We start from the raw sequence: 18,823 nt of genomic DNA, 5'->3' as shown, positions 1-18,823 counted from the left end.
AGTCTATGCTTTTCCTAACCAAACATGTGGGTATAACCCCCTTTGTTTTGGTTTAGCAGCAGGAAAATGCAATGACAAAATCCGAACTCAGGACCCTCTACAGGCAACGTTTGTTGGTGGAAGCGGTGGTTGAACCATCACTGTCCAGTGACGGGTGGATTGTCGAGTTTCGCCATACCCGTGGTGGATTGGTACCACTGACCGATGGTAATGGCATTGAACAGTGTTTTGGTGATGTCGATATGGCGACGGAAAATGCCCTCGATATCGGTTTTCATCAGGTCAGAATCGTCGAAGCCTGACCCTTTAAGATTCTCCATTCACCCAATGTGCTCCCTTTTTCCTTAGAAGCCCTCTCTCTTTTTGAACGATGCATGAACCTTTGTGATCTAACGCAGGGTTATAAAACATGCGTTTCTATTCTTTCTAGTTATTACACCGAGTGGCTACTCTATGCTCACGCAATAATAAAGGAATGTCGTGTCATGTTACTCAAGGAACTTTCTGCGCTGGCAAGTCCACTCAATGACCAGCAGATCGGCCAGCTGCAACAGGCGGTGGCGGAGTTGTCGCCACAACAGTTGGCCTGGATCAGCGGTTACTTCTGGGGGTTAAGCCAAACGTCCTCGGTAGCAGGTGCTGCCCCTCACCCTCTTGCCCAAGCGGTTGCCACTGCGGCAAAACCTGCCGGTAAACTGACCATTATCTATGCTTCCCAGACGGGTAATGCCAAGGGCGTGGCAGAAGCATTGGTTGCGAAAGCCAAGGCTGATGGCGTAGAGGTTTCTCTGTATTCGGCCGACGATTACAAACCACGGGATCTGGCAAAAGAAACCCACCTTGTTATCGTCGCTTCCACCAACGGTGAAGGCGAGCCGCCGGATAACGCCATTTCACTGCACGAATTCCTGCAATCGAAAAAAGCACCGAAACTCGACAAGCTTCAATATGCAGTGCTGGGTCTGGGCGATTCCAGTTATGAGTTTTTTTGCCAGACCGGCAAAGATTTCGATGCCTTCCTGTCCAAGCTTGGTGCTAAAGCCATTGCGCCGCGTGTTGACTGTGATGTGGATTATGACGCCGACGCAGAAAGCTGGAGCAGTAACGTGCTGGCGAAAGTCAAAGAGACCCTTGTCGGTTTGGCGGGGGGCGGCGGTGAAGATGAAGTGGTGGTGCCACTGCATTCTGCCGGCACGGTGGGCGCAGCATCAGCCTACAACAAACAAAATCCGTACACCGCAGAGGTGGTGACAAACCAGAAAATCACCGGCCGTGATTCGGGCAAGGATGTACGCCATATCGAAATCGATCTGGGCGATTCAGGCCTGACGTATCAGCCGGGTGACGCACTGGGCGTGTACTACACCAACAGCCCTGAGCTGGCAGATGAGATTCTGGCGAAAGTCGGCCTGACGGGCGATGAAACCGTTGACGTTGCCGGTGAATCCCTGCCATTGCGCCAGGCACTGATTGAGAAGTTTGAAATCACGGCGTCTAACCCACAACAGGTGGCCGCGATTGCCGAGCTTTCCGGCAGTAAGAAACTGCAAAAACTCGCGGAAGATGAAGATAAAGACAAGCTGCGCCAGTATGCCAACAACACCCAGGTGGTGGATGTGCTGGGCGAGAAGAAAATCACCCTGTCGGCAGAGCAATTGGTTGGCCTGCTTCGTAAGCTGACCCCGCGTTTGTACTCGATTGCTTCGAGTCAGGAAGAAGTGGGTGAAGAAGTGCACCTGACCGTTGGTGTGGTGGCATTTGAAAACGGTGACAACACCCGCTTTGGTGGTGCGTCCAGTTTCCTTGCCCAGCGCGCTGAAGAGGCAGGCGCTGTGAAGGTGTTTATTGAACACAACAACAACTTCAAGCTGCCAGCAGACGATAACGCACCTGTCATCATGGTAGGCCCCGGCACCGGTATTGCCCCCTTCCGCGCCTTTATGCAAGAGCGTGATGCCCGCGGTGCAGAAGGTAAAAACTGGCTGTTTTTTGGTGACCGCACCTTTACACAGGACTTCCTGTATCAGGTAGAGTGGCAGAAATTCCTCAAAGATGGCCTTTTAACCAAAATCGACCTTGCCTTTAGCCGCGATCAGGCGGAGAAAGTGTATGTTCAGCATAAGATTGTCGAGCAAGGCAAAGAAGTGTGGCAATGGTTGCAAGACGGTGCGTACCTCTATATCTGTGGTGATGCGACCCATATGGCCAAAGACGTTCATGAAGCATTGATTAAGGTCGCCGAAGAGCACGGCGGCAAGAGCCGGGAAGACGCAGAAAACTATTTGAACGAACTGCGTAAGGCGAAGCGCTATCAAAAGGATGTGTACTAATGAGTGACAAGCAAGTTGTATTGGGCGAAGAGCTGGGCCCATTGTCAGACAACGAACGTCTGAAGCGTGAAAGTAATTTCCTCCGCGGTACTATTGAGCAGGATCTGCGTGATCCGGTGACCGGTGGCTTTACGGCGGATAATTTCCAGTTGATCCGCTTCCACGGCATGTACCAGCAGGATGATCGTGATATCCGCGCCGAGCGCCAGAAACAAAAGCTGGAGCCGCTGCACAATGTGATGCTGCGTGCCCGTTTGCCGGGTGGGATCATCACGCCAAAACAGTGGCTGGCGATTGATGCGTTTGCTACCGAACATACCCTGTATGGCAGTATCCGCCTGACGACGCGCCAGACATTCCAGTTCCACGGTGTGTTAAAGCCAAACATCAAAATGATGCACCAGACACTGAACAAAATTGGCATTGATTCGATTGCCACTGCCGGTGACGTGAACCGTAACGTGCTGTGTACCGCCAACCCGGTGGAGTCTGAGCTGCATCAGCAAGCCTATGAGTGGGCAGCCAGGATCAGTGAGCACCTGCTGCCGAAAACCCGTGCGTATGCGGAAGTCTGGCTGGACGGTGAAAAGGTTGAAGGTCATCAGGATGAAGAGCCGATTCTGGGCTCCAACTACCTGCCACGTAAATTTAAAACCACGGTCGTTATTCCACCGCAAAACGATGTCGATGTGCACGCCAATGACCTGAACTTTGTGGCGATTGCTGACAACGGCAAACTGGTTGGCTTCAACGTGCTGGTGGGCGGTGGCCTTGCGATGACGCACGGTGATACCAGCACCTACCCACGTAAAGCGGACGATCTGGGCTTCATCCCGCTGGATAAAACACTGGATGTGGCCGCCGCCGTGGTGACCACCCAGCGCGACTGGGGTAACCGTTCTAACCGTAAAAATGCCAAGACCAAATACACTCTGGATCGTGTCGGTACAGACGTGTTTAAAGCGGAAGTGGAAAAACGCGCTGGCGTGACCTTTGAGGCGAGCCGTCCGTATGCATTTACCAGCCGTGGCGATCGCATCGGTTGGGTGGAAGGCATTGATGGCAAACATCACCTGACGCTGTTTATCGAAAACGGCCGTCTGCTGGACTACCCCGGTAAACCGCTGAAAACCGGCGTGGCAGAAATTGCGAAAATCCACAAAGGGGACTTTCGTATGACCGCCAACCAGAATCTGGTGGTGGCCGGTGTGTCCAAGTCCAGCAAGGCTAAGATTGAAAAGATCGCCCGCGAGCACGGCCTGATTGATGATGGTGTGAGTGAACAACGCAAGAATTCCATGGCGTGTGTGGCGTTTCCAACCTGTCCGCTGGCGATGGCGGAAGCCGAACGTTTCCTGCCGGGCTTTGTGACCGAGTTGGAAGGGGTGATGGAAAAACACGGCGTGGGTGATGACCATATCATCTTCCGTGTGACAGGCTGCCCGAATGGCTGTGGTCGCGCTATGCTGGCGGAAATTGGCTTGGTAGGTAAAGCGCCGGGCCGATATAACCTGCATTTGGGTGGAAACCGTGAAGGCACCCGTGTGCCGAAAATGTACAAAGAGAACATTACCGATGCACAAATCCTCGAAGAAATTGACGCACTGGTCGGCCGCTGGGCAACGGAGCGTAACGACGGCGAAGGCTTCGGTGATTTTGTTATCCGCGCAGGCGTTGTTGCGGAGGTAAAAGTCTCTAAGAGGGATTTCTATGCCTAAATTTCAACTGTCCGATTTGCTTGGCCGTACCAGAGCCGGGCAAATCCTAGAACTGGCACCCATCAATGCTGAGCTTGAAGGCTTATCAGCGCAGGAGCGGGTTCGCTGGGCGTTGGAAAACCTTCAGGGCGAATTCGCCCTGTCATCAAGCTTTGGCATTCAGGCGGCGGTGATGCTGCATCTGGTCACCCAGGAAAAGCCGGACACCCCGGTGATCCTGACTGACACGGGCTACCTGTTTCCGGAAACTTACCAGTTTATTGATCAACTGACAGAACGTTTGAACCTCGACTTGCGTGTTTACCGCGCTGAGCAAAGCGCAGCCTGGCAGGAAGCACAGTATGGCAAGTTATGGGAGCAGGGTGTGGAAGGCATTGCGCGTTATAACCGCCTGAATAAAGTCGAACCCATGCGCCGTGCGTTGGATGAACTGAATGTTGGCACCTGGTTTTCTGGCCTTCGCCGCGACCAGTCCAGCTCCCGTGAGACCCTGCCGATTCTGGGTATTCAAAACGGGGTGTTTAAGTTCCTGCCGGTGATCGACTGGACCAATAAAGATGTGCACTACTACCTGATAGAACATGATCTGCCTTACCACCCATTGTGGGATCAGGGGTATGTGTCAGTCGGGGATGTCCACACCACACGCAAACTCGAAGAGGGGATGACAGAAGAAGAGACCCGCTTCTTCGGCCTCAAACGCGAATGCGGCCTGCATGAAGATGATGTGAGCGACGGCGCAGGCATTTAATGATGAGAGGGTAAAAAAGCGATGTTTTGGGCGTCGCTTTTTTCTTTCCGGTCGTCTTTAAACCCCGTTTCTTTGGCATGATGGATCTTTTTTGCTATTTCCCCCGGCTGTCTCATCAGGGGCGGGAAATAGCAACAATTTGTTGGGTGATTTTCTCTGCTATTTTTTTGATACCCTGCTCGCTCATCACCTGTTGGGGGCCTTTTATTTCTACAATTAATTCTGGATAAGCTAGATGGGTTTTCACATTGACCACCTGGGCAATCAGGTAAGAAAACAGAAAGCTGGGTTTATTGAGCCGGGTGATGACAACCCAGTCTGCTCCCACTTTTTTGCCCAGTTGTGCTGCATCAGTTGTGTGACTGAAAAGATACCCAACCCCTTTGTTGGCATTGTCATACATTTCATCGGGTACAGTCGCCAACGGATATTCATGGTCGATAACCAGTGCACGGCGAAGCATGGGAGCAAGGCTGGCAGTGCGCTTTACTTCCTCGCTGTTGTCTGAGACACGGGTCAGGTCATTGAGCTCAAAGTCGAGTACGGCAAGGGTGGGGACCGCGAACAGGTTGGTGCTAAACAGTAACGTGGTCATAACGAGTGTTGTTGGCAATAACAAACGGGCAGCCAGATTGCCCGTTGTGAAGTTAATCATCGTCATCATCCTGCTTTGGTGTGGAAGAGGCTTCTACAATGGGAATGCCATAATCCTGAAGGATCATAGCAATTTGCGGTGCGTTGGCATCCATCGCCATTTCAACGGTTTCTTTCCATGGTTGTTCGCCATACCGTACCCCCATCGAGATGGCGAAATCGAAGACGTTGCTGCCTTCAGAGGTCATAGGGATAACGGCAATATCTGGCTGGTCTTTCGCAAAATAGCCGGCAATTGGCCCCCAAATCACTAACACATCAAACTCGTCGTCGGCTACCCGTTGCACCAATTTACCGGGGTAATCTTCAGGATCGCCGTTCATGATGCGGAAAAACGTTGTGTTGTCCCTGAAGCCATTTTCACGTAACCAGGCGACGGCAGGAGAAGGGCTGAATGCGGCAACCTTCAGTGATTGCTTAACACTGTCAGGTAAGTCTGCGAGCGCCTGTTGGCTGTCAACGTCTGCCAGTGGCCCTGCCTGTTTGAACAGCAATGAATAGGCAGAGCGGTAATACGGTTTGGTGGTGGCGGCAATGTCGAACTGTGCCGGCACGCCAATGACCAAATCGCAGGCAAATCGGCCATTATCATCAGACCAGTTTTTCAAGGTGTTGCGGATAAACCCCATACGCTGGGGAAACCAGACGTATTCCACCTCCAGCCCCAAATAGTTGCCAAGTTGCTCGGCAATCTTATTCTCAAACCCTTCTAGGGCCTTGTTGGAATAGGGCAGGTTGTTGGGATCGGCACAGACGCGGAGTGTATCCGGTAAAGGAGAAGGAAACGCTGTTTCTGCTGCCGGTAGCAGGGGTGACAAACACAGGGTGAGCATAATAACCATAAGACGTGAATACAATGCGTTCATGTTGCCTCCTACTTCGCAGCGACGGTGGCTTGCAGGTCGACAAAGCACGATTTCTCGGCTTGGTCACGCAGGGTGAGCAATGCGCTGCGGGCATTGCGGCTGTCTTTGGATGACCGGAAATAGCCACCGCGCTCACCACGCATATTACGCAGGCGGACAAAGGCATCGGCATGGACGTATTCATCGAAGGTTAGCGTACCGGCAATTTTATCAATCACGCAACTGCAGCCGTACATGTTCACATAGGTAGGCCCCCCTTTGAGTGACATGCATTCTTGCACGAATTTGACCCGCTCAAGGGTTGGGAAGTCATTTGCATTGGCCAGAGGGGCCAGTAAAAACAGGGGGAGAAGGACAAGTGCACTGATGATGTTTTTCGTTTTCATGTTCATGGGCGGCCTCCTTTACAACACACCTTCTGCCTTAAGGTGCTTTTTGAATTTCTTCAGCAACCCTTTGGCGGGCAATAAGGATTTATCTTTCTCAACTTCCCCAAGATAAGCATCAATCGTCCCTTCGATATCAGAAGGGTTGCCGACCAGCAAAATTCCCCCCATTCTTGCGCCCCAGTGCGGGGTGCACTTATAGACATAGATGCCGTCATTGTCGAAGACAAAGCTGACATCCATGCCGAGCTCTGTTTTAATTTTTTCTGTGCCTTCCGGCACCATGACGTCGATGGTTTCAATCATGTGTGCCGGCATGTTGGTCCAGCTGACCCGGTCACCCGGTTGCAAGATAACAAACATGGGATCGAATTTTACCCCCACGGCACGGACTTCATATTCTTCTGCAAACGCGCTACTCACCAGCCCCAAAAACACCAAGAGCAATCCTATAAAACGGTTAGTCATACGCAGTATCCTTTTGCTGTTTATTAAGTGTAGATGCCCTAAAGGCCGCTTAACCTGATGCATTGCATCAGGAGTGAGAAAGGGGAGCCAATACTCCCCTTTGTCGCAGTTTTTTGAGTTAATCAGGTAATGCAAAGACCGTCAGTACCCCCCCTAACTGCGTGTAGTCAGACAGTTTGCGATAGGCACCTACTGCACCCAGACCTTCGGTGTCGCCCTCAAGGCCGGCAGCCATACCAATGCCAGCCCAGCCTCCGAGCCCTGACAGCACGGCCACATACTGTTTGCCGTCGTACATGTAGGTATTGACGTTACCGATGATGCCGGAAGGCGTTTTAAAGCGGTAAAGCTCTTTCCCTGTTTTTTCGTCTATCGCTTTCAGGTAGCCTTCCAGTGTGCCGTAAAACACCACGCCACCATTCGTTGCCAGTGCGCCGCTCCATACAGAGAAGGGTTCGGGCAGCGACCAGACAATTTCTCCTTTTTCCGCGTCCCAAGCGATGAAGTTACCCAGTCCACCATGGCTGTCTGGTGCTGGAAACATGGAAAGGGTCGCCCCAACATAGGGTTGACCGGCGGCGTAAGAAACTTCAAACGGTTCATAGTTCATGCACACATGGTTGGTCGGTACATAGAACAGTCCTGTGCGCGGGCTGTATGTTGCGGGTTGCTGGTCTTTCGAGCCAAGCGCTGCCGGGCAGACCCCTTTGGTGTCAACATCCTCGCCGTTTTGGTCGGTGGAGTATTTCGCCACCACCTGTGGGCGACCGGTTTCCATGTCGACATGGGTGGCCCAGTTTACTGCCGGGTCAAATTTCTCGGCGACCAGCAGTTCACCGGTCACGCGATCCAGGGTATAGCCGAAACCGTTACGGTCGAAGTGCACCAACAGTTTGCGATCTTTCCCTTTGAATTTTTTGTCTACCAGAATCATTTCATTGACGCCGTCGTAATCCCATTCGTCGTGAGGCGTCATCTGGTAGAGCCATTTCGCCATGCCGGTGTCAGCGTCACGGGCCATGATGGTCATGGAATATTTGTTATCACCGGGGCGCTGTGATGGGTTCCAGGTACTGGGGTTTCCGGTGCCGTAGTAGATGAGATTTAGCTCCGGATCATAGGTATACCAGCCCCAGGTGGTACCACCGCCGATTTTCCATTGATCCCCTTCCCAGGTTTTCAGGCTGGCATCTTTGCCGATAGGTTTGAGCAATTCCGTGGTTTTTTCCGGATCGACCAGCATCTCTTCATCCGGTCCGGTGCTGTAAGCGCGCCAGGCCAGGCTGCCGTCTTTGATGTTATACGCGGTCAGGTAACCGCGTACCCCAAACTCACCGCCACTCACCCCGGTGATGATCTTGTCTTTAACGATCAGTGGGGCATTGGTGTTGCTTGCGCCGACCTTGGGATCGCCGTTGACTACTTTCCAGACCACCTTGCCGGTTTTCTGATCGAGGGCAACGAGCGTGGTATCAGCCTGCTGCAAGAAAATCTTACCATCAGCATACGCCAGACCACGGTTTACGGTGTCACAGCACATCACGGCGATAACGGAAGAATCCTGCTTGGGTTCATACTCCCATTTCAACGCTTTCCGGTTTAGGTCAATTGCGAAGACTTTGTTTGGGAAGGGAGTGTGGATGTACATGGTGTCACCCAGTACCAGCGGGCCCCCTTCATGGCCACGCAGTACGCCGGTGGAGAATGTCCAGGCAACCTGAAGATCCTTGACGTTTTTGGCATTAATTTGTTTCAGCGGACTGTATCGTGTTCCTGAATAATCTCCGCCCCACATCACCCATTGGTTGGGGTCTTCCTGCAGTTTGATGAGTTCATCGTTGGCTTGCGACGTTGCGGGAAACAGCAGTGCAAGGGAAAGGATTGCGGCTGTTGTGATGCAGAGTGTTAACCTTACAGCACCTATCATGTTGATCTCCTCCGTGACAGCGTGTGTTGTCGATATCAGTGATACCTGAACAACACCCGGCTTTTTACTCAATAATATAGGGGCGTAATCCGCAGGGTTGTGAGACGCATATTGACCAATTTTCGCTCTGTCAGCTTCCTTCGTCGGCGGCTTGGCGACATCAGCGATCGACAACGTCAGCGGTTTCGCGTTTCTTAAATGTTTTCAAAGACTATTTCGCCTCAACAGAAACAGCGCCAAAGAAAAGGGGGCCATACGTTGAATACAAAACGTCGTGAATTGAGTGTATGGCAGCTTTGGTGGTTGCGTGAGGAGGAAACGGACATAACACTTTTGTCCGCGGGCAATAATGTCCAAATTGCGGGATGTTATAGGTAAATATATGAAAATATTGAATTTTAAGCTGTCTTGTTTTAGCAAAAGAGAGGAGAAAGCGGCATAAGCCACTGATGCCATATCCTTTAACATCATCAGGATACAGCATCAGGCGCTGGCTGCTTTTGGATGAGATTTTACGCAATAGGTGTCAGATGTCCCATTCTTTGGAAAATGCACGACCTGTGGAATCTTTCACATCGGCTTTCAACTTGCCGCTTTTTCCTTTATCGAGATGAAAGGTGAAGGTGGGATTTTCACTTATCGAGATCCCCCCGTTAAAACGCATGACAGGTTCTCCCTCCAGTGTGATATTCACGTCACTGACATAATCGGAGGGGATCCAGTGGCGGGTGAGCTGGTCGATTTGCAGGCCGCTGTAATTGGGATGACTGATCAAAAGCTGTAACATGCGCGAGTCATCGCCCGGTAGATCGTTGAGTTTCATTCTGCCCATCCGTTGGCGTGCCAGTGTGTCATCCGCGCCAGCTGGCGCAGAACAACCACCAGAGGCTTTAACGAATTGGCTGTGCATATGAAGTTTCCCATCGGCGGTCTGGGCGATCACCCTTACCGGGCTGTAGGCATTGACCCTGACCCGGGTGGCAATATTGGCAATGCCATTATTCGGGCTCATGTCAAAACGGCCAACAATGGGAGACGGGTTGTTGTCGACGATAAGATAGAGCCGTGCAATGGGATTGGGAGCGTTCTGTCGGACATGTACGGTAACGCCGAGCGGCACTAGCGCAGCATCAACGGCCCGCCTGGGCGCTGAAAGCGTCACAACATGCTCTCCTTCTGTGATCTCGGGGGCGCCGGGAAACAGGCTGTCACGAATGACGGGCCAGGCTGCACTTTCCGTTTCAGGTTGCGCATGGCTTGGCAGGGACAACGCGGTAAGCAGTGCCGACAACAGCAGGGTGGTGATTTTCATAGCAGGTACCTCTTATCATTCCCATTCCAGCTCCTTGTAAGCCTGGATCACATTGCGGGGGTGAAACGTTGCGTAAAGTTTCCAGTCTCCCGGAGATGGCATGACCGTGGTGCTGGCCGTGTTGATATCGATGTGGTTGTTGATGGCGGCACGAACAGCCTGAGCCAGTGAAAAGAGATAGCGCGTTTGCCTGTCAAAGGCGTGGTGTGATTGTTGTATGGGGCCGTGTCCGGGAATAACTTGTTTGAAAGGCATAGCTTCAAGCCGTTTGGTTTCTGCCAGCCAGCCTTTCAGGCTGCCATCGAGCGTTGGCAGATGATCGACAAACAACAGATCGCCAGCGATCAGCGTGCTGGAGGTTTGATCAAATACCGACAGATCGTGGCGGGTGTGTGCCCGTTCATGTGGAGTCAGGGTCAGCATCCGGTTGCCAAGATCAAGTTCGGTTACCTCACTGACAACACGGGTTGCGCCGATAGGTTCGGTACCGTCAAACCAGGGCTTGGTCAGCCTTTGCAGGTAATAGCCTGATTTGGCATTAAAATCACCGGGATAACGGGCGTGGGCGATAAATTCAGGTTTTTCGCCGACGAAAGCGACATTGCCGAAGTGGTGATCTGGATGGACGTGTGTGTTGATCACATACCGGACAGGCAGGTCCGTGCGTTGTCGAATTGCCCGGAGAATTCCCTCTCCGGCCCGTTTACTGCCACCGGTATCCACGACGGCTACCGCCTCATTTCCTACGATGAATGTGATGTTGGCAACCGGATCGCTGTCGACGGTAAACAGATCGGCGATTTTCCCCTGATGCATGAATATCCCCGGGGCCACTTCATCAAAAGAAAGTACGAGCGCAGCATGCACAGAAAATGGCAGCATCAGAAACCACAGTGCCAACCCGTGTTTCATGGCCTGACCGGGTGCTGCGTTTCAAGAGCCAACCCTGCTGCCTTCCAGCCAGTAACGCCTGCGCGATACCAATATACCTCTTTTGCGCCTAACTCGATGGCCCGTTTCCCTGCATTCCAGGAGTGCCAGCAATTAGGCTCGCAAAACACCACTATCGGCGAGTTATCCGGTAGTCGGCTTTTCAGCAATTGGATGAGTGGCGCGGGTGCGATGCCGTGGCCGACATTGGCCAGCCAAAGTGCACCGGGTAATGTTTCACGGGTGGGCTCAATCCAGAGTATGTCTGGTGTGAGGTTGTCGGGCTTATGCGGTGCAGGATAAACATCTATCAAAACAGGATGGCTGCGGTTTATCAGCGTCACCAGTTGTTGGGGCGTATCGAGCACCCGACCCCCCTGTAGGGTAGCGGGCACGTCTGCACGGTAATTTTCCGTGCGGTAGTCAACAGGTTCAGGCACTGTTTCAGCACTGAGGGTAGTGACTTGAATACTACACAATATCGCACATATAAAACTGATTTTGTTGGATAAATTAAGAATACGCATACTACTTTATTCTGATAATGCTCCTACCTTAGTAGGAGTTGGGAAGAGTGCCAGACAATATGGGTTAACATTAGGATAACAATTTGACCGTCAAGGGGCGGGTTTTATTGTTGCAGCCATCAATAAACTTCTTTTCAGTGGGGCAAAGATGAACCGTTGGAGTGGTGTTGAAGAATTTGTTGAAGTTGTCAACAGTGGCAGTTTTACCGCCGCCGCACGCAAGCTGGGTGTGTCGACTTCCCATGTCAGCCGTCGTATTGATGCGCTGGAATGTCGGCTCAGTACCCGCTTGCTCTACCGTACAACGCGACAAATTACGCTGACGGAAGTCGGCAAAATGTACTTTGAGCAGTGTAACGATCTTATCGAGAAGTTCGCCGAAGTGGAGGCGCTGGTTACCCAGATGCAGACCGAGCCGGTCGGTACCCTGAAAATCACTGCGCCTTCGGTATTTGGGGAGAAGTTTATTGCGCCGCTGGTGAACGATTTTATCGACGTGCACCCCAGACTTAGTGTGGAGTTTCACTTTACCAATGACGTGGTAGATCTGGTGCATGACGGCTACGATCTGGCGATTCGTACCGGGGATCTGAAAGACAGCACCCTGATGGCGAAAAAGCTGGCTCCCCGGAAGTTATATGTTTGTGCGTCACCAGCCTATCTCAGAGAATTTGGGGCACCGGTAAACATCGATGACTTGCAAAATCACAATTGCCTGATTGGTCTGGTGGACTCATGGTCGTTTCAGGACGGTGGAGCGACAGTCACCATCAAGCCTCGGGGACGCTGGCACGGTAACAGTGGCAGTGCGGTGCTGGATGCGGCGTTGCACGGCTTGGGGATTGCCCAGTTGCCGGATTATTACGTCAGCCAGAAAATTTTGAGCGGTGAGCTGGTGGAAGTGCTGGCAGACTACCAGGCGCCGGATTCTGCCGTATGGGCGGTCTATCCGTTTAACCGGAATCTGTCTGCCAAGGTGCGGCAGTTTGTGGACTTCCTGTCAGATCACTTCCAGCACCACCTGCCTTGGCGAATAGAAGCGCAACGCGACGATGACAGCCACAGTCACCGGGAAGTAGCAGGTTAGGGCGAGAGAGAATAACAGGCGTAAAAAAGCCAGCATCTATCGTGCTGGCTTTGCTTTTCTGAATCAGAACTTACAGGATATCCAGCAGCTCGACTTCAAATACCAGTGCTGCGAAAGGCGGAATAGCTGCACCCGCACCGCGCTCACCGTATGCCAGATCTTGTGGGATGTACAGTTTCCACTTCGAGCCGACAGGCATCATTTGCAGCGCTTCTACCCAGCCTTTGATCACGCCGGTCACCGGGAATTCAGCTGGCTGGCCGCGTTCAACAGAGCTGTCAAACTTGGTGCCGTCAATCAGGGTGCCGTGGTAGTGAACGCGCACTTTCTTGTCAGATGTTGGGATTTCGCCGTTACCTTCAACCAGCACTTCGTACTGCAGGCCAGATTCGGTCACGGTCACTTCTTCACGCTTGGCGTTTTCCGCCAGGAACGCTTCGCCTTCAGCGGCAGCTTCTTTTGCTGCTGCCTTGCGCACTTCTTCTGCTTTCATGTGCAGTTCACGCAGTGCGTTGTTGATCTCGTCGATGTCGATCTCAGGCATGTTACCCGCCAGTGCGGTTGCGATACCTTTCGCGATGGCATCTACATTCAGACCTTCCAGACCAGAACCTGCCAGTTGCTGACCCATTTGCAGACCGATGCCGTAGCTTGCTTTTTGTTCTACGGTTTCCAGTTTTACATCAGACATGTCGTCTCTCTTTATTTACGGGTTTAAAGTGGACAAGGATAACAGTTCCCCGCCGTACGGGACAAATCGACTTTCAGGTTGTAATTCCGCGGGAATTCTTTGACAGTACAAATGTCAGACGATCGGAAGAAGCCTGACATTTTGCTGATATTGCCGATCTAATATTTAGCGCTAAGGCATTCACTGAGATACTGGAAGAGGAAATTGGGAGAGGTAATGACCTTGAAAGGAAAGCGCGAAAAAGGAACAGCACCCACCACGCCCCCTTTGGGCGAGGCCATTAAAAGCGCGTTGGAAAAAGCGAAAGCCGCGCTGTCTCCCTGGGTTAAACGCATTCAACCCTACTGGCAATCCCTGCCGAAACTGCATCGTACCGGCATTTCCGTGCTGGCTGCCCTGCTGGTGGTGTTGTTACTCTGGCCATCCCGTGATGGCGATACGCCTGCGGTGACATCAACCGGAGAAAGGGTCTCTGTCCCGCTGGCGGTGGGGCAATCACAAGTAAATGGCAATCAGGAGGCTGGACAGGGCGCACCACGGCCTGCGCCAACCCAGACTGTGAGTACGGATTGGGTGAATTATGAGGTGCAGCGTGGTGATACGCTGTCAAATATCTTCCGGACTCAGGCGTTGCCATTGCCTGATCTTTATGCAATTTCCGCCATTGAAGGGGATGATAAGCCCCTGAGCCGAATTCAGCCCGGCCAGTTGCTCCGCTTTAAGCGCAATGCCGAAGGTTCACTCGATATGCTGCAAATTGAAACCGCTGGCGCATCAGTGATCTTCTTCAGGCTGTCAGACGGCAGTTTTGCCCGCCGTAAGTAACGGCAAACAGGATTCAGGCTGCCAGCGGGCAGCCTTTTTTATCCCCGCTATTCAGGCAGCACGGCGCATGTCGATATGGGGGATGCCATCTTCCAGGTACTGTTCTGAAATCTCCTCAAAACCGTGGCGACGGTAAAACTCCCGCAAATGGTACTGGGCGCCGATAGTGATTGGGGCATTTGGCCACACATCGTGCGCCTGGATGATGGCTTGCCTGACCAGCTCATTCCCGCACCCATTTCCCCGCTCGGTGCGGGCGGTAACAACACGGCCAATACTGATGTCCGGGTAGGTGAGGCCTGCGGGTAAAATCCGGGCATACGCAGTCATCTTGTCATCCCGGTAACCCAGCAGGTGGCGGGTGTCGGGATGGGTATCGTGACCGTCCAGTTCCGGATAAGGACAGTGTTGCTCCACGACGAAGACGTCGGTGCGCAGTTTTAACAGATCATAGAGTTGCCGGGTCGACAACTGACCAAAGGTGAGAGTGATCCATTGCATTATTGTTATTCCTGATTTTTTAAATTTCTCGGGCTAACTTTGTAATAGCCTATTTGTCCCAAATCAGTTTGATAACCTACAAAAAAACCGCGATTAGAACCGCGGTTTCTTTGTATTAAGCGTTATTTTTTCATTAATTAAACATGATGGTAACCAATTGTTAATTGTTTCTTCAGGTCAATGCGGTACTTGGCAAAGCCCACATCGTCTGTGCCTACTTTCTCCATCGGGTACTGGCCTTTGGCCTGAATAAAGCTCGCTGCTTTCTCGCTCGGCGATGTTTCAAATACCACATTCAGATTGGCATCGGTCTTGATAGGCGCGAAAGACCAGTTGTTGTCCGCCGTTGGCGTGACTTCGCCTTTTTCTTTGGTAACTGCGCTGATGTAGTTAGCAACCACGGTGCGGTTTTCATCCGGCGAGGCGAAGGCAATGAAGTGGTTACCTGTACCCGGGAATTTGTTTGAGTACGCACGGTAGTTGTTGGTTGCAATCAGGAAGGGCTGGGCCATCTCAATCGGTTTGCCGTTGAATGTCAGGTTCTGGATCCGCTCTGCATCGGCATTGACCAGTTTGCAGTCGCCGTCGTAACGGGCTGGCTGGGTGATATCAATCTGATAGTTAACGCCATCAATCACATCAAAGTTGTAGGTACGGAAACCGTCCCAGTTAATCAGGGATTGTTCGGCACTGGAGTTGGGATCGATTTGGTTGAACTGTCCCGCGCTGCACTCCAGCCATTCTTTCACTTCCTTGCCAGTCACTTTCAGGGTGACCAGGGTATTCGGGTAGAGGTAAAGATCGGCGGCATTGCGGAAAGTCAGCTCGCCGGATTCCACTTCCGTGAAGTTGGCAGGATCGTTTTTACGTCCGCCGGCTTTAAACGGTGCGGCGGCTGACAGCACAGGAATGCCGTCCAGATCCGGGTCGCCCTGGATAAAGCGCTCGACATAATCTTTCTGCGCCAGGTTGACGATTTGTACCGTTGGGTCATCCTGCACCAGTGACAGGAAGCTATACATCACGTCATTGGCTTTGCCGATAGGCTGGTTAACAAACTCCCGGGTCGCGTGGTGGTCATCTTCCAGGGCTTTACGTATCTCGGTATTTGGCGCTGCCAGTGACTTGCCATCAAAGATTGGACGAGCCTCGCTTTGTACCGGTGTGACGACCCACTTATCGTCTTGCTTGTCCAGTTGCAGATCCATGATACCGACATGACTGCCCCAGCGGCCCGGCATCACTGCAGCTACCCCTTTGATGGTGCCTTTCTGGTTGTCGACCCCTTTGATGTTGTCAAAGCCTTTGCCCGGGAACACCGCATGGGCGTGACCGAAGGCAATAGCATCAATGCCGTCCACATCAGCAAGGTAGTAGACCGAGTTTTCTGCCATGGCTTGATATTCATCCTGCGACAGGCCGGAGTGCGGCACGGCGACAATCACGTCTGCGCCTTTAGCTTTCATCTCAGGCACTAGCTTTTCTGCACTGGCCTTGATGTCTTCGGCAATCACCTTGCCTTCAAGGTTCTTTTTGTCCCATACCATGATTTGTGGCGGCACAAAACCGATATAACCCACTTTCACCTGATGGGCATTGCCATCGGTGTCTTTGAAAGTGTGCTCTTTGATGATGTAAGGGGTGAAGTAGTGCTTGCCGGTAGTGGCATCCATCACGTTGGCGGAAATATAGGGGAATGTGGCGCCTTCCAGTGAACGGTCAAGGAAATCGAGGCCGTAGTTAAACTCGTGGTTGCCGATGTTACCGACATCGTAGTCCAGCAGGTTCATTGCCTTGTAAACGGGGTGAATTTCCCCTTTTTTGATGCCTTTAGCGGCCATGTAATCGCCCATGGGGCTGCCCTGAATAAGGTCACCGTTATCAACCAGAACACTGTTTTCCACTTCATCCTGCGCCGCTTTCACCAAGGTGGCGGTGCGTACCAGACCGATTTTTTCACTCGGCGTGTCTTTGTAGTAGTCGTAATCCATCACATTGGTGTGAATGTCGGTGGTTTCGATGATGCGCAGCTTGATGGTATCTGCCATTGCCGGGCCTGCCATGGTAAGCATGCCTGTCAACACGGCGATGGATAGCGGTTTGGCTGAAAGTGTCATGACTCTCTCCGAATGTTCATGGACTGAAAAGTATGACTATTTTGCATTGTGGTGGCCTGAAATGGTTACATTTCATTTGTAAGTGTGATCAATGGATTGAATTAACTGGAATGTAACCAAAAGCATTCAAGACAGGATGTTAGGAAGGTTTGGGCGATCAATCAATGCGACGGAGAAACGATGTAATACTCATAACGTTATAAAAAATGAATTTTTAGAATTTCAAGTAATAACACCAACTCTCTATAGTGACCTCAATGGATAAAAAGTGACCCCAATGGATAAAAAGGGCTCTCAAGATGGATTACTTGCCAATTTTCGCAAAGCTGGAAGGACGTGCCTGTCTGGTTGTCGGGGGCGGTGAAGTCGCATGGCGCAAATCGCGCATGCTGATGAAAGCCGGTGCGTCTGTCACTGTTGTGGCGCCTGACGCCAGTGAGGAAGTGCAACATGCCGCCGGAAATGGCGATGTGGTTTGGATGCAGGAAGGCTTTAAGCCTGAACACCTGGACAAGGTATTTCTGGTGATTGCTGCCACCGATAATCCTCTGGTCAATGAGCTGGTGTCCAAAGCGGCTGACAAGCGCCGCGTGCTGGCAAATGTGGTGGATGACACCCCGAAGTGCAGCTTTATTGTCCCCTCGATTGTTGATCGCAGCCCGATTGTGATTGCGATTTCTTCAGCCGGTAAATCCCCGGTGCTGGCAAGGCTTATCCGCGAGAAGCTCGAAACCCTGATCCCGTCGCACGTTGGCCGGATGGCGAAACTTGCCGGGGAGTTTCGCGACACCCTGAAACAAAAAATTTCGACCCTGAATGGTCGCCGCAAATTCTGGGAAATGGCCTTTGATGGTCGATTCTCCTCTCTAGTGGCATCGGGCGATGAAGACGGCGCCAAAGCCGAGCTGGAACGCCTGACTGACGGTGTTTCCCTCCAGGGTGAAGTGGCACTGATTGGCGCAGGGCCGGGGGATCCGGGCCTTTTGACCCTGCGCGCGCTGCAACTGATGCAGCAAGCGGATGTGGTGCTGTATGACTATCTGGTGTCTGACGAGATCATGGAGCTTTGCCGCCGCGATGCTGAGCTGATTTGTGTCGGCAAGCGTGCCAGCTACCACAGCGTGTCACAGGAAGACACCAACGCCATGTTGGTGAAATATGCCCAGAAAGGTCATCGCGTGGTGCGCCTGAAAGGGGGCGATCCTTTCATGTTTGGCCGTGGCGGCGAAGAGCTTCAGGTGCTGCAGGAGGCAGGCGTGCCGTTTCAGGTGGTGCCGGGTATTACCGCCGCAGCGGGGGCCACCGCCTATGCCGGTATTCCGCTGACCCACCGTGATTATGCTCAAACGGCGATGTTTATTACCGGTCATCTTAAAAAAGAAGACGACAGTTTCCGCTGGGCGACGCTTGCGCGTGGCCGCCAGACACTGGTGATTTATATGGGCCTGATGAAAAGCGCCCATATCCAGCAGCAATTAATTCAGCACGGACGCGATCCACAAACCCCGGTTGCCATCATAGAAAACGGCACCCGCAGCGATCAGAAAATCTATAAAGGCACGCTCAGCGAGCTGGAATCACTGGCAGAAGGCGTGGGTTCACCGGCGCTGATTGTGGTCGGTGAAGTCGTACAACTGGCCGATCAGCTCAGTTGGTACGGAAAGCAATCATTCCATACGGCAGGTGATGCCCATGCGCCTTCCGTGGTTAATTTAGGCTAAGGAAACAACAGA

At 52.3% G+C, this 18,823-nt stretch carries 18 protein-coding genes; 7 read left to right on the top strand and 11 right to left on the bottom strand.

Annotated elements, in window-relative coordinates; genetic code table 11:
- The first annotated feature begins 71 nt into the window (after nt 1-71).
- The 4 genes from VHA_RS10820 (at nt 72) to VHA_RS10805 (ending at nt 4,799) form a co-directional block, all read left to right on the top strand.
- Nucleotides 72-302, top strand: a complete 231-nt coding sequence (locus tag VHA_RS10820) for a hypothetical protein (protein WP_040528649.1) — start codon at nt 72-74, stop codon at nt 300-302.
- A 183-nt stretch (nt 303-485) separates the two neighbouring features.
- Nucleotides 486-2,330, top strand: coding sequence for an assimilatory sulfite reductase (NADPH) flavoprotein subunit (locus VHA_RS10815; protein ID WP_005504166.1), 1,845 nt, complete (start codon nt 486-488; stop codon nt 2,328-2,330).
- Nucleotides 2,330-4,048 (top strand): assimilatory sulfite reductase (NADPH) hemoprotein subunit, encoded by a 1,719-nt coding sequence (gene cysI, locus VHA_RS10810; protein WP_005504165.1) that lies wholly within the window; start codon nt 2,330-2,332, stop codon nt 4,046-4,048. The genes VHA_RS10815 and cysI overlap by 1 nt, the downstream gene beginning before the upstream one ends.
- On the top strand, nt 4,041-4,799 hold the full coding sequence (locus VHA_RS10805; protein WP_005504164.1) for a phosphoadenylyl-sulfate reductase: 759 nt from the start codon (nt 4,041-4,043) through the stop codon (nt 4,797-4,799). The genes cysI and VHA_RS10805 overlap by 8 nt, the downstream gene beginning before the upstream one ends.
- Before the next feature lie 115 nt (nt 4,800-4,914).
- Here VHA_RS10805 and VHA_RS10800 read toward each other — a convergent pair whose 3' ends face one another.
- From VHA_RS10800 to VHA_RS10765, 8 genes are all read right to left on the bottom strand, one after another.
- Nucleotides 4,915-5,454, bottom strand: a complete 540-nt coding sequence (locus VHA_RS10800; RefSeq protein WP_005504162.1) for a DUF2380 domain-containing protein — start codon at nt 5,452-5,454, stop codon at nt 4,915-4,917.
- Nucleotides 5,447-6,295 carry a quinoprotein dehydrogenase-associated putative ABC transporter substrate-binding protein gene (locus VHA_RS10795; protein WP_374189256.1) on the bottom strand — a complete coding sequence of 283 codons (849 nt, stop codon included), beginning with the start codon at nt 6,293-6,295 and terminating at the stop codon, nt 5,447-5,449. Before VHA_RS10795 ends, VHA_RS10800 begins: the two co-directional genes overlap by 8 nt.
- 32 nt (nt 6,296-6,327) lie before the next feature.
- On the bottom strand, nt 6,328-6,711 hold the full coding sequence (locus VHA_RS10790; protein WP_005504158.1) for a hypothetical protein: 384 nt from the start codon (nt 6,709-6,711) through the stop codon (nt 6,328-6,330).
- A 12-nt stretch (nt 6,712-6,723) separates the two neighbouring features.
- A complete protein-coding gene (locus VHA_RS10785; RefSeq protein WP_005504156.1) occupies nt 6,724-7,173 on the bottom strand; it encodes a plastocyanin/azurin family copper-binding protein in 450 nt (149 codons plus the stop codon).
- Nucleotides 7,174-7,291: 118 nt separating this feature from the next.
- Nucleotides 7,292-9,100, bottom strand: coding sequence for a methanol/ethanol family PQQ-dependent dehydrogenase (locus tag VHA_RS10780; protein ID WP_005504154.1), 1,809 nt, complete (start codon nt 9,098-9,100; stop codon nt 7,292-7,294).
- 526 nt (nt 9,101-9,626) lie between these two features.
- Nucleotides 9,627-10,412 (bottom strand): quinoprotein dehydrogenase-associated SoxYZ-like carrier, encoded by a 786-nt coding sequence (locus tag VHA_RS10775; protein WP_005504152.1) that lies wholly within the window; start codon nt 10,410-10,412, stop codon nt 9,627-9,629.
- Between the two features lie 15 nt (nt 10,413-10,427).
- Nucleotides 10,428-11,324 carry a quinoprotein relay system zinc metallohydrolase 2 gene (locus VHA_RS10770; RefSeq protein ID WP_081456020.1) on the bottom strand — a complete coding sequence of 299 codons (897 nt, stop codon included), beginning with the start codon at nt 11,322-11,324 and terminating at the stop codon, nt 10,428-10,430.
- On the bottom strand, nt 11,321-11,812 hold the full coding sequence (locus VHA_RS10765) for a rhodanese-like domain-containing protein (RefSeq protein ID WP_040528766.1): 492 nt from the start codon (nt 11,810-11,812) through the stop codon (nt 11,321-11,323). Before VHA_RS10765 ends, VHA_RS10770 begins: the two co-directional genes overlap by 4 nt.
- A 205-nt stretch (nt 11,813-12,017) precedes the next feature.
- Between VHA_RS10765 and VHA_RS10760 the strand changes: the two genes are divergently transcribed.
- On the top strand, nt 12,018-12,956 hold the full coding sequence (locus VHA_RS10760; protein WP_005504145.1) for a LysR family transcriptional regulator: 939 nt from the start codon (nt 12,018-12,020) through the stop codon (nt 12,954-12,956).
- A gap of 70 nt (nt 12,957-13,026) precedes the next feature.
- Here the strand turns inward: VHA_RS10760 and bamJ are convergent, their stop codons facing one another.
- A complete protein-coding gene (bamJ, locus tag VHA_RS10755; protein ID WP_005504143.1) occupies nt 13,027-13,647 on the bottom strand; it encodes a BamJ family beta-barrel-assembly machinery protein in 621 nt (206 codons plus the stop codon).
- 216 nt (nt 13,648-13,863) lie between these two features.
- On the opposite strand from bamJ, the gene VHA_RS10750 reads away from it, so the two are divergent.
- Nucleotides 13,864-14,472: a LysM-like peptidoglycan-binding domain-containing protein gene (locus tag VHA_RS10750; RefSeq protein WP_005504141.1), complete on the top strand. Its 609-nt coding sequence runs from the start codon at nt 13,864-13,866 to the stop codon at nt 14,470-14,472.
- A 51-nt stretch (nt 14,473-14,523) separates the two neighbouring features.
- Here the strand turns inward: VHA_RS10750 and VHA_RS10745 are convergent, their stop codons facing one another.
- Nucleotides 14,524-14,973, bottom strand: coding sequence for a GNAT family N-acetyltransferase (locus VHA_RS10745; RefSeq protein WP_005504139.1), 450 nt, complete (start codon nt 14,971-14,973; stop codon nt 14,524-14,526).
- A gap of 137 nt (nt 14,974-15,110) precedes the next feature.
- Entirely contained in the window at nt 15,111-17,090 is a 1,980-nt protein-coding gene (locus VHA_RS10740; protein ID WP_005504137.1) for a bifunctional 2',3'-cyclic-nucleotide 2'-phosphodiesterase/3'-nucleotidase, read from the bottom strand.
- Between the two features lie 299 nt (nt 17,091-17,389).
- Between VHA_RS10740 and cysG the strand changes: the two genes are divergently transcribed.
- Complete coding sequence (cysG, locus tag VHA_RS10735) at nt 17,390-18,811, top strand: siroheme synthase CysG (RefSeq protein WP_005504135.1); 1,422 nt, start codon at nt 17,390-17,392, stop codon at nt 18,809-18,811.
- The last annotated feature ends 12 nt before the right edge of the window (nt 18,812-18,823 follow it).

The sequence above is a fragment of the Grimontia hollisae CIP 101886 genome (assembly GCF_000176515.1).
Lineage (GTDB): Bacteria > Pseudomonadota > Gammaproteobacteria > Enterobacterales > Vibrionaceae > Enterovibrio > Enterovibrio hollisae.
The sequence above is the reverse complement of the archived record's forward strand: the minus strand, read 5'-3'. Positions and strand labels throughout refer to the sequence as shown.

Coding starts and splice junctions, on each gene's coding strand:
- VHA_RS10785 (WP_005504156.1), bottom strand. CDS start 7,173: ATGACTAACCGTTTTATAGGATTGCTCTTGGTGTTTTTGGGGCTGGTG.
- VHA_RS10790 (WP_005504158.1), bottom strand. CDS start 6,711: ATGAACATGAAAACGAAAAACATCATCAGTGCACTTGTCCTTCTCCCC.
- VHA_RS10800 (WP_005504162.1), bottom strand. CDS start 5,454: ATGATTAACTTCACAACGGGCAATCTGGCTGCCCGTTTGTTATTGCCA.
- VHA_RS10770 (WP_081456020.1), bottom strand. CDS start 11,324: ATGAAACACGGGTTGGCACTGTGGTTTCTGATGCTGCCATTTTCTGTG.
- bamJ (WP_005504143.1), bottom strand. CDS start 13,647: ATGTCTGATGTAAAACTGGAAACCGTAGAACAAAAAGCAAGCTACGGC.
- cysG (WP_005504135.1), top strand. CDS start 17,390: ATGGATTACTTGCCAATTTTCGCAAAGCTGGAAGGACGTGCCTGTCTG.
- VHA_RS10740 (WP_005504137.1), bottom strand. CDS start 17,090: ATGACACTTTCAGCCAAACCGCTATCCATCGCCGTGTTGACAGGCATG.
- cysI (WP_005504165.1), top strand. CDS start 2,330: ATGAGTGACAAGCAAGTTGTATTGGGCGAAGAGCTGGGCCCATTGTCA.
- VHA_RS10750 (WP_005504141.1), top strand. CDS start 13,864: ATGACCTTGAAAGGAAAGCGCGAAAAAGGAACAGCACCCACCACGCCC.
- VHA_RS10815 (WP_005504166.1), top strand. CDS start 486: ATGTTACTCAAGGAACTTTCTGCGCTGGCAAGTCCACTCAATGACCAG.
- VHA_RS10780 (WP_005504154.1), bottom strand. CDS start 9,100: ATGATAGGTGCTGTAAGGTTAACACTCTGCATCACAACAGCCGCAATC.
- VHA_RS10805 (WP_005504164.1), top strand. CDS start 4,041: ATGCCTAAATTTCAACTGTCCGATTTGCTTGGCCGTACCAGAGCCGGG.
- VHA_RS10820 (WP_040528649.1), top strand. CDS start 72: ATGACAAAATCCGAACTCAGGACCCTCTACAGGCAACGTTTGTTGGTG.
- VHA_RS10745 (WP_005504139.1), bottom strand. CDS start 14,973: ATGCAATGGATCACTCTCACCTTTGGTCAGTTGTCGACCCGGCAACTC.
- VHA_RS10795 (WP_374189256.1), bottom strand. CDS start 6,295: ATGGTTATTATGCTCACCCTGTGTTTGTCACCCCTGCTACCGGCAGCA.
- VHA_RS10775 (WP_005504152.1), bottom strand. CDS start 10,412: ATGAAAATCACCACCCTGCTGTTGTCGGCACTGCTTACCGCGTTGTCC.
- VHA_RS10760 (WP_005504145.1), top strand. CDS start 12,018: ATGAACCGTTGGAGTGGTGTTGAAGAATTTGTTGAAGTTGTCAACAGT.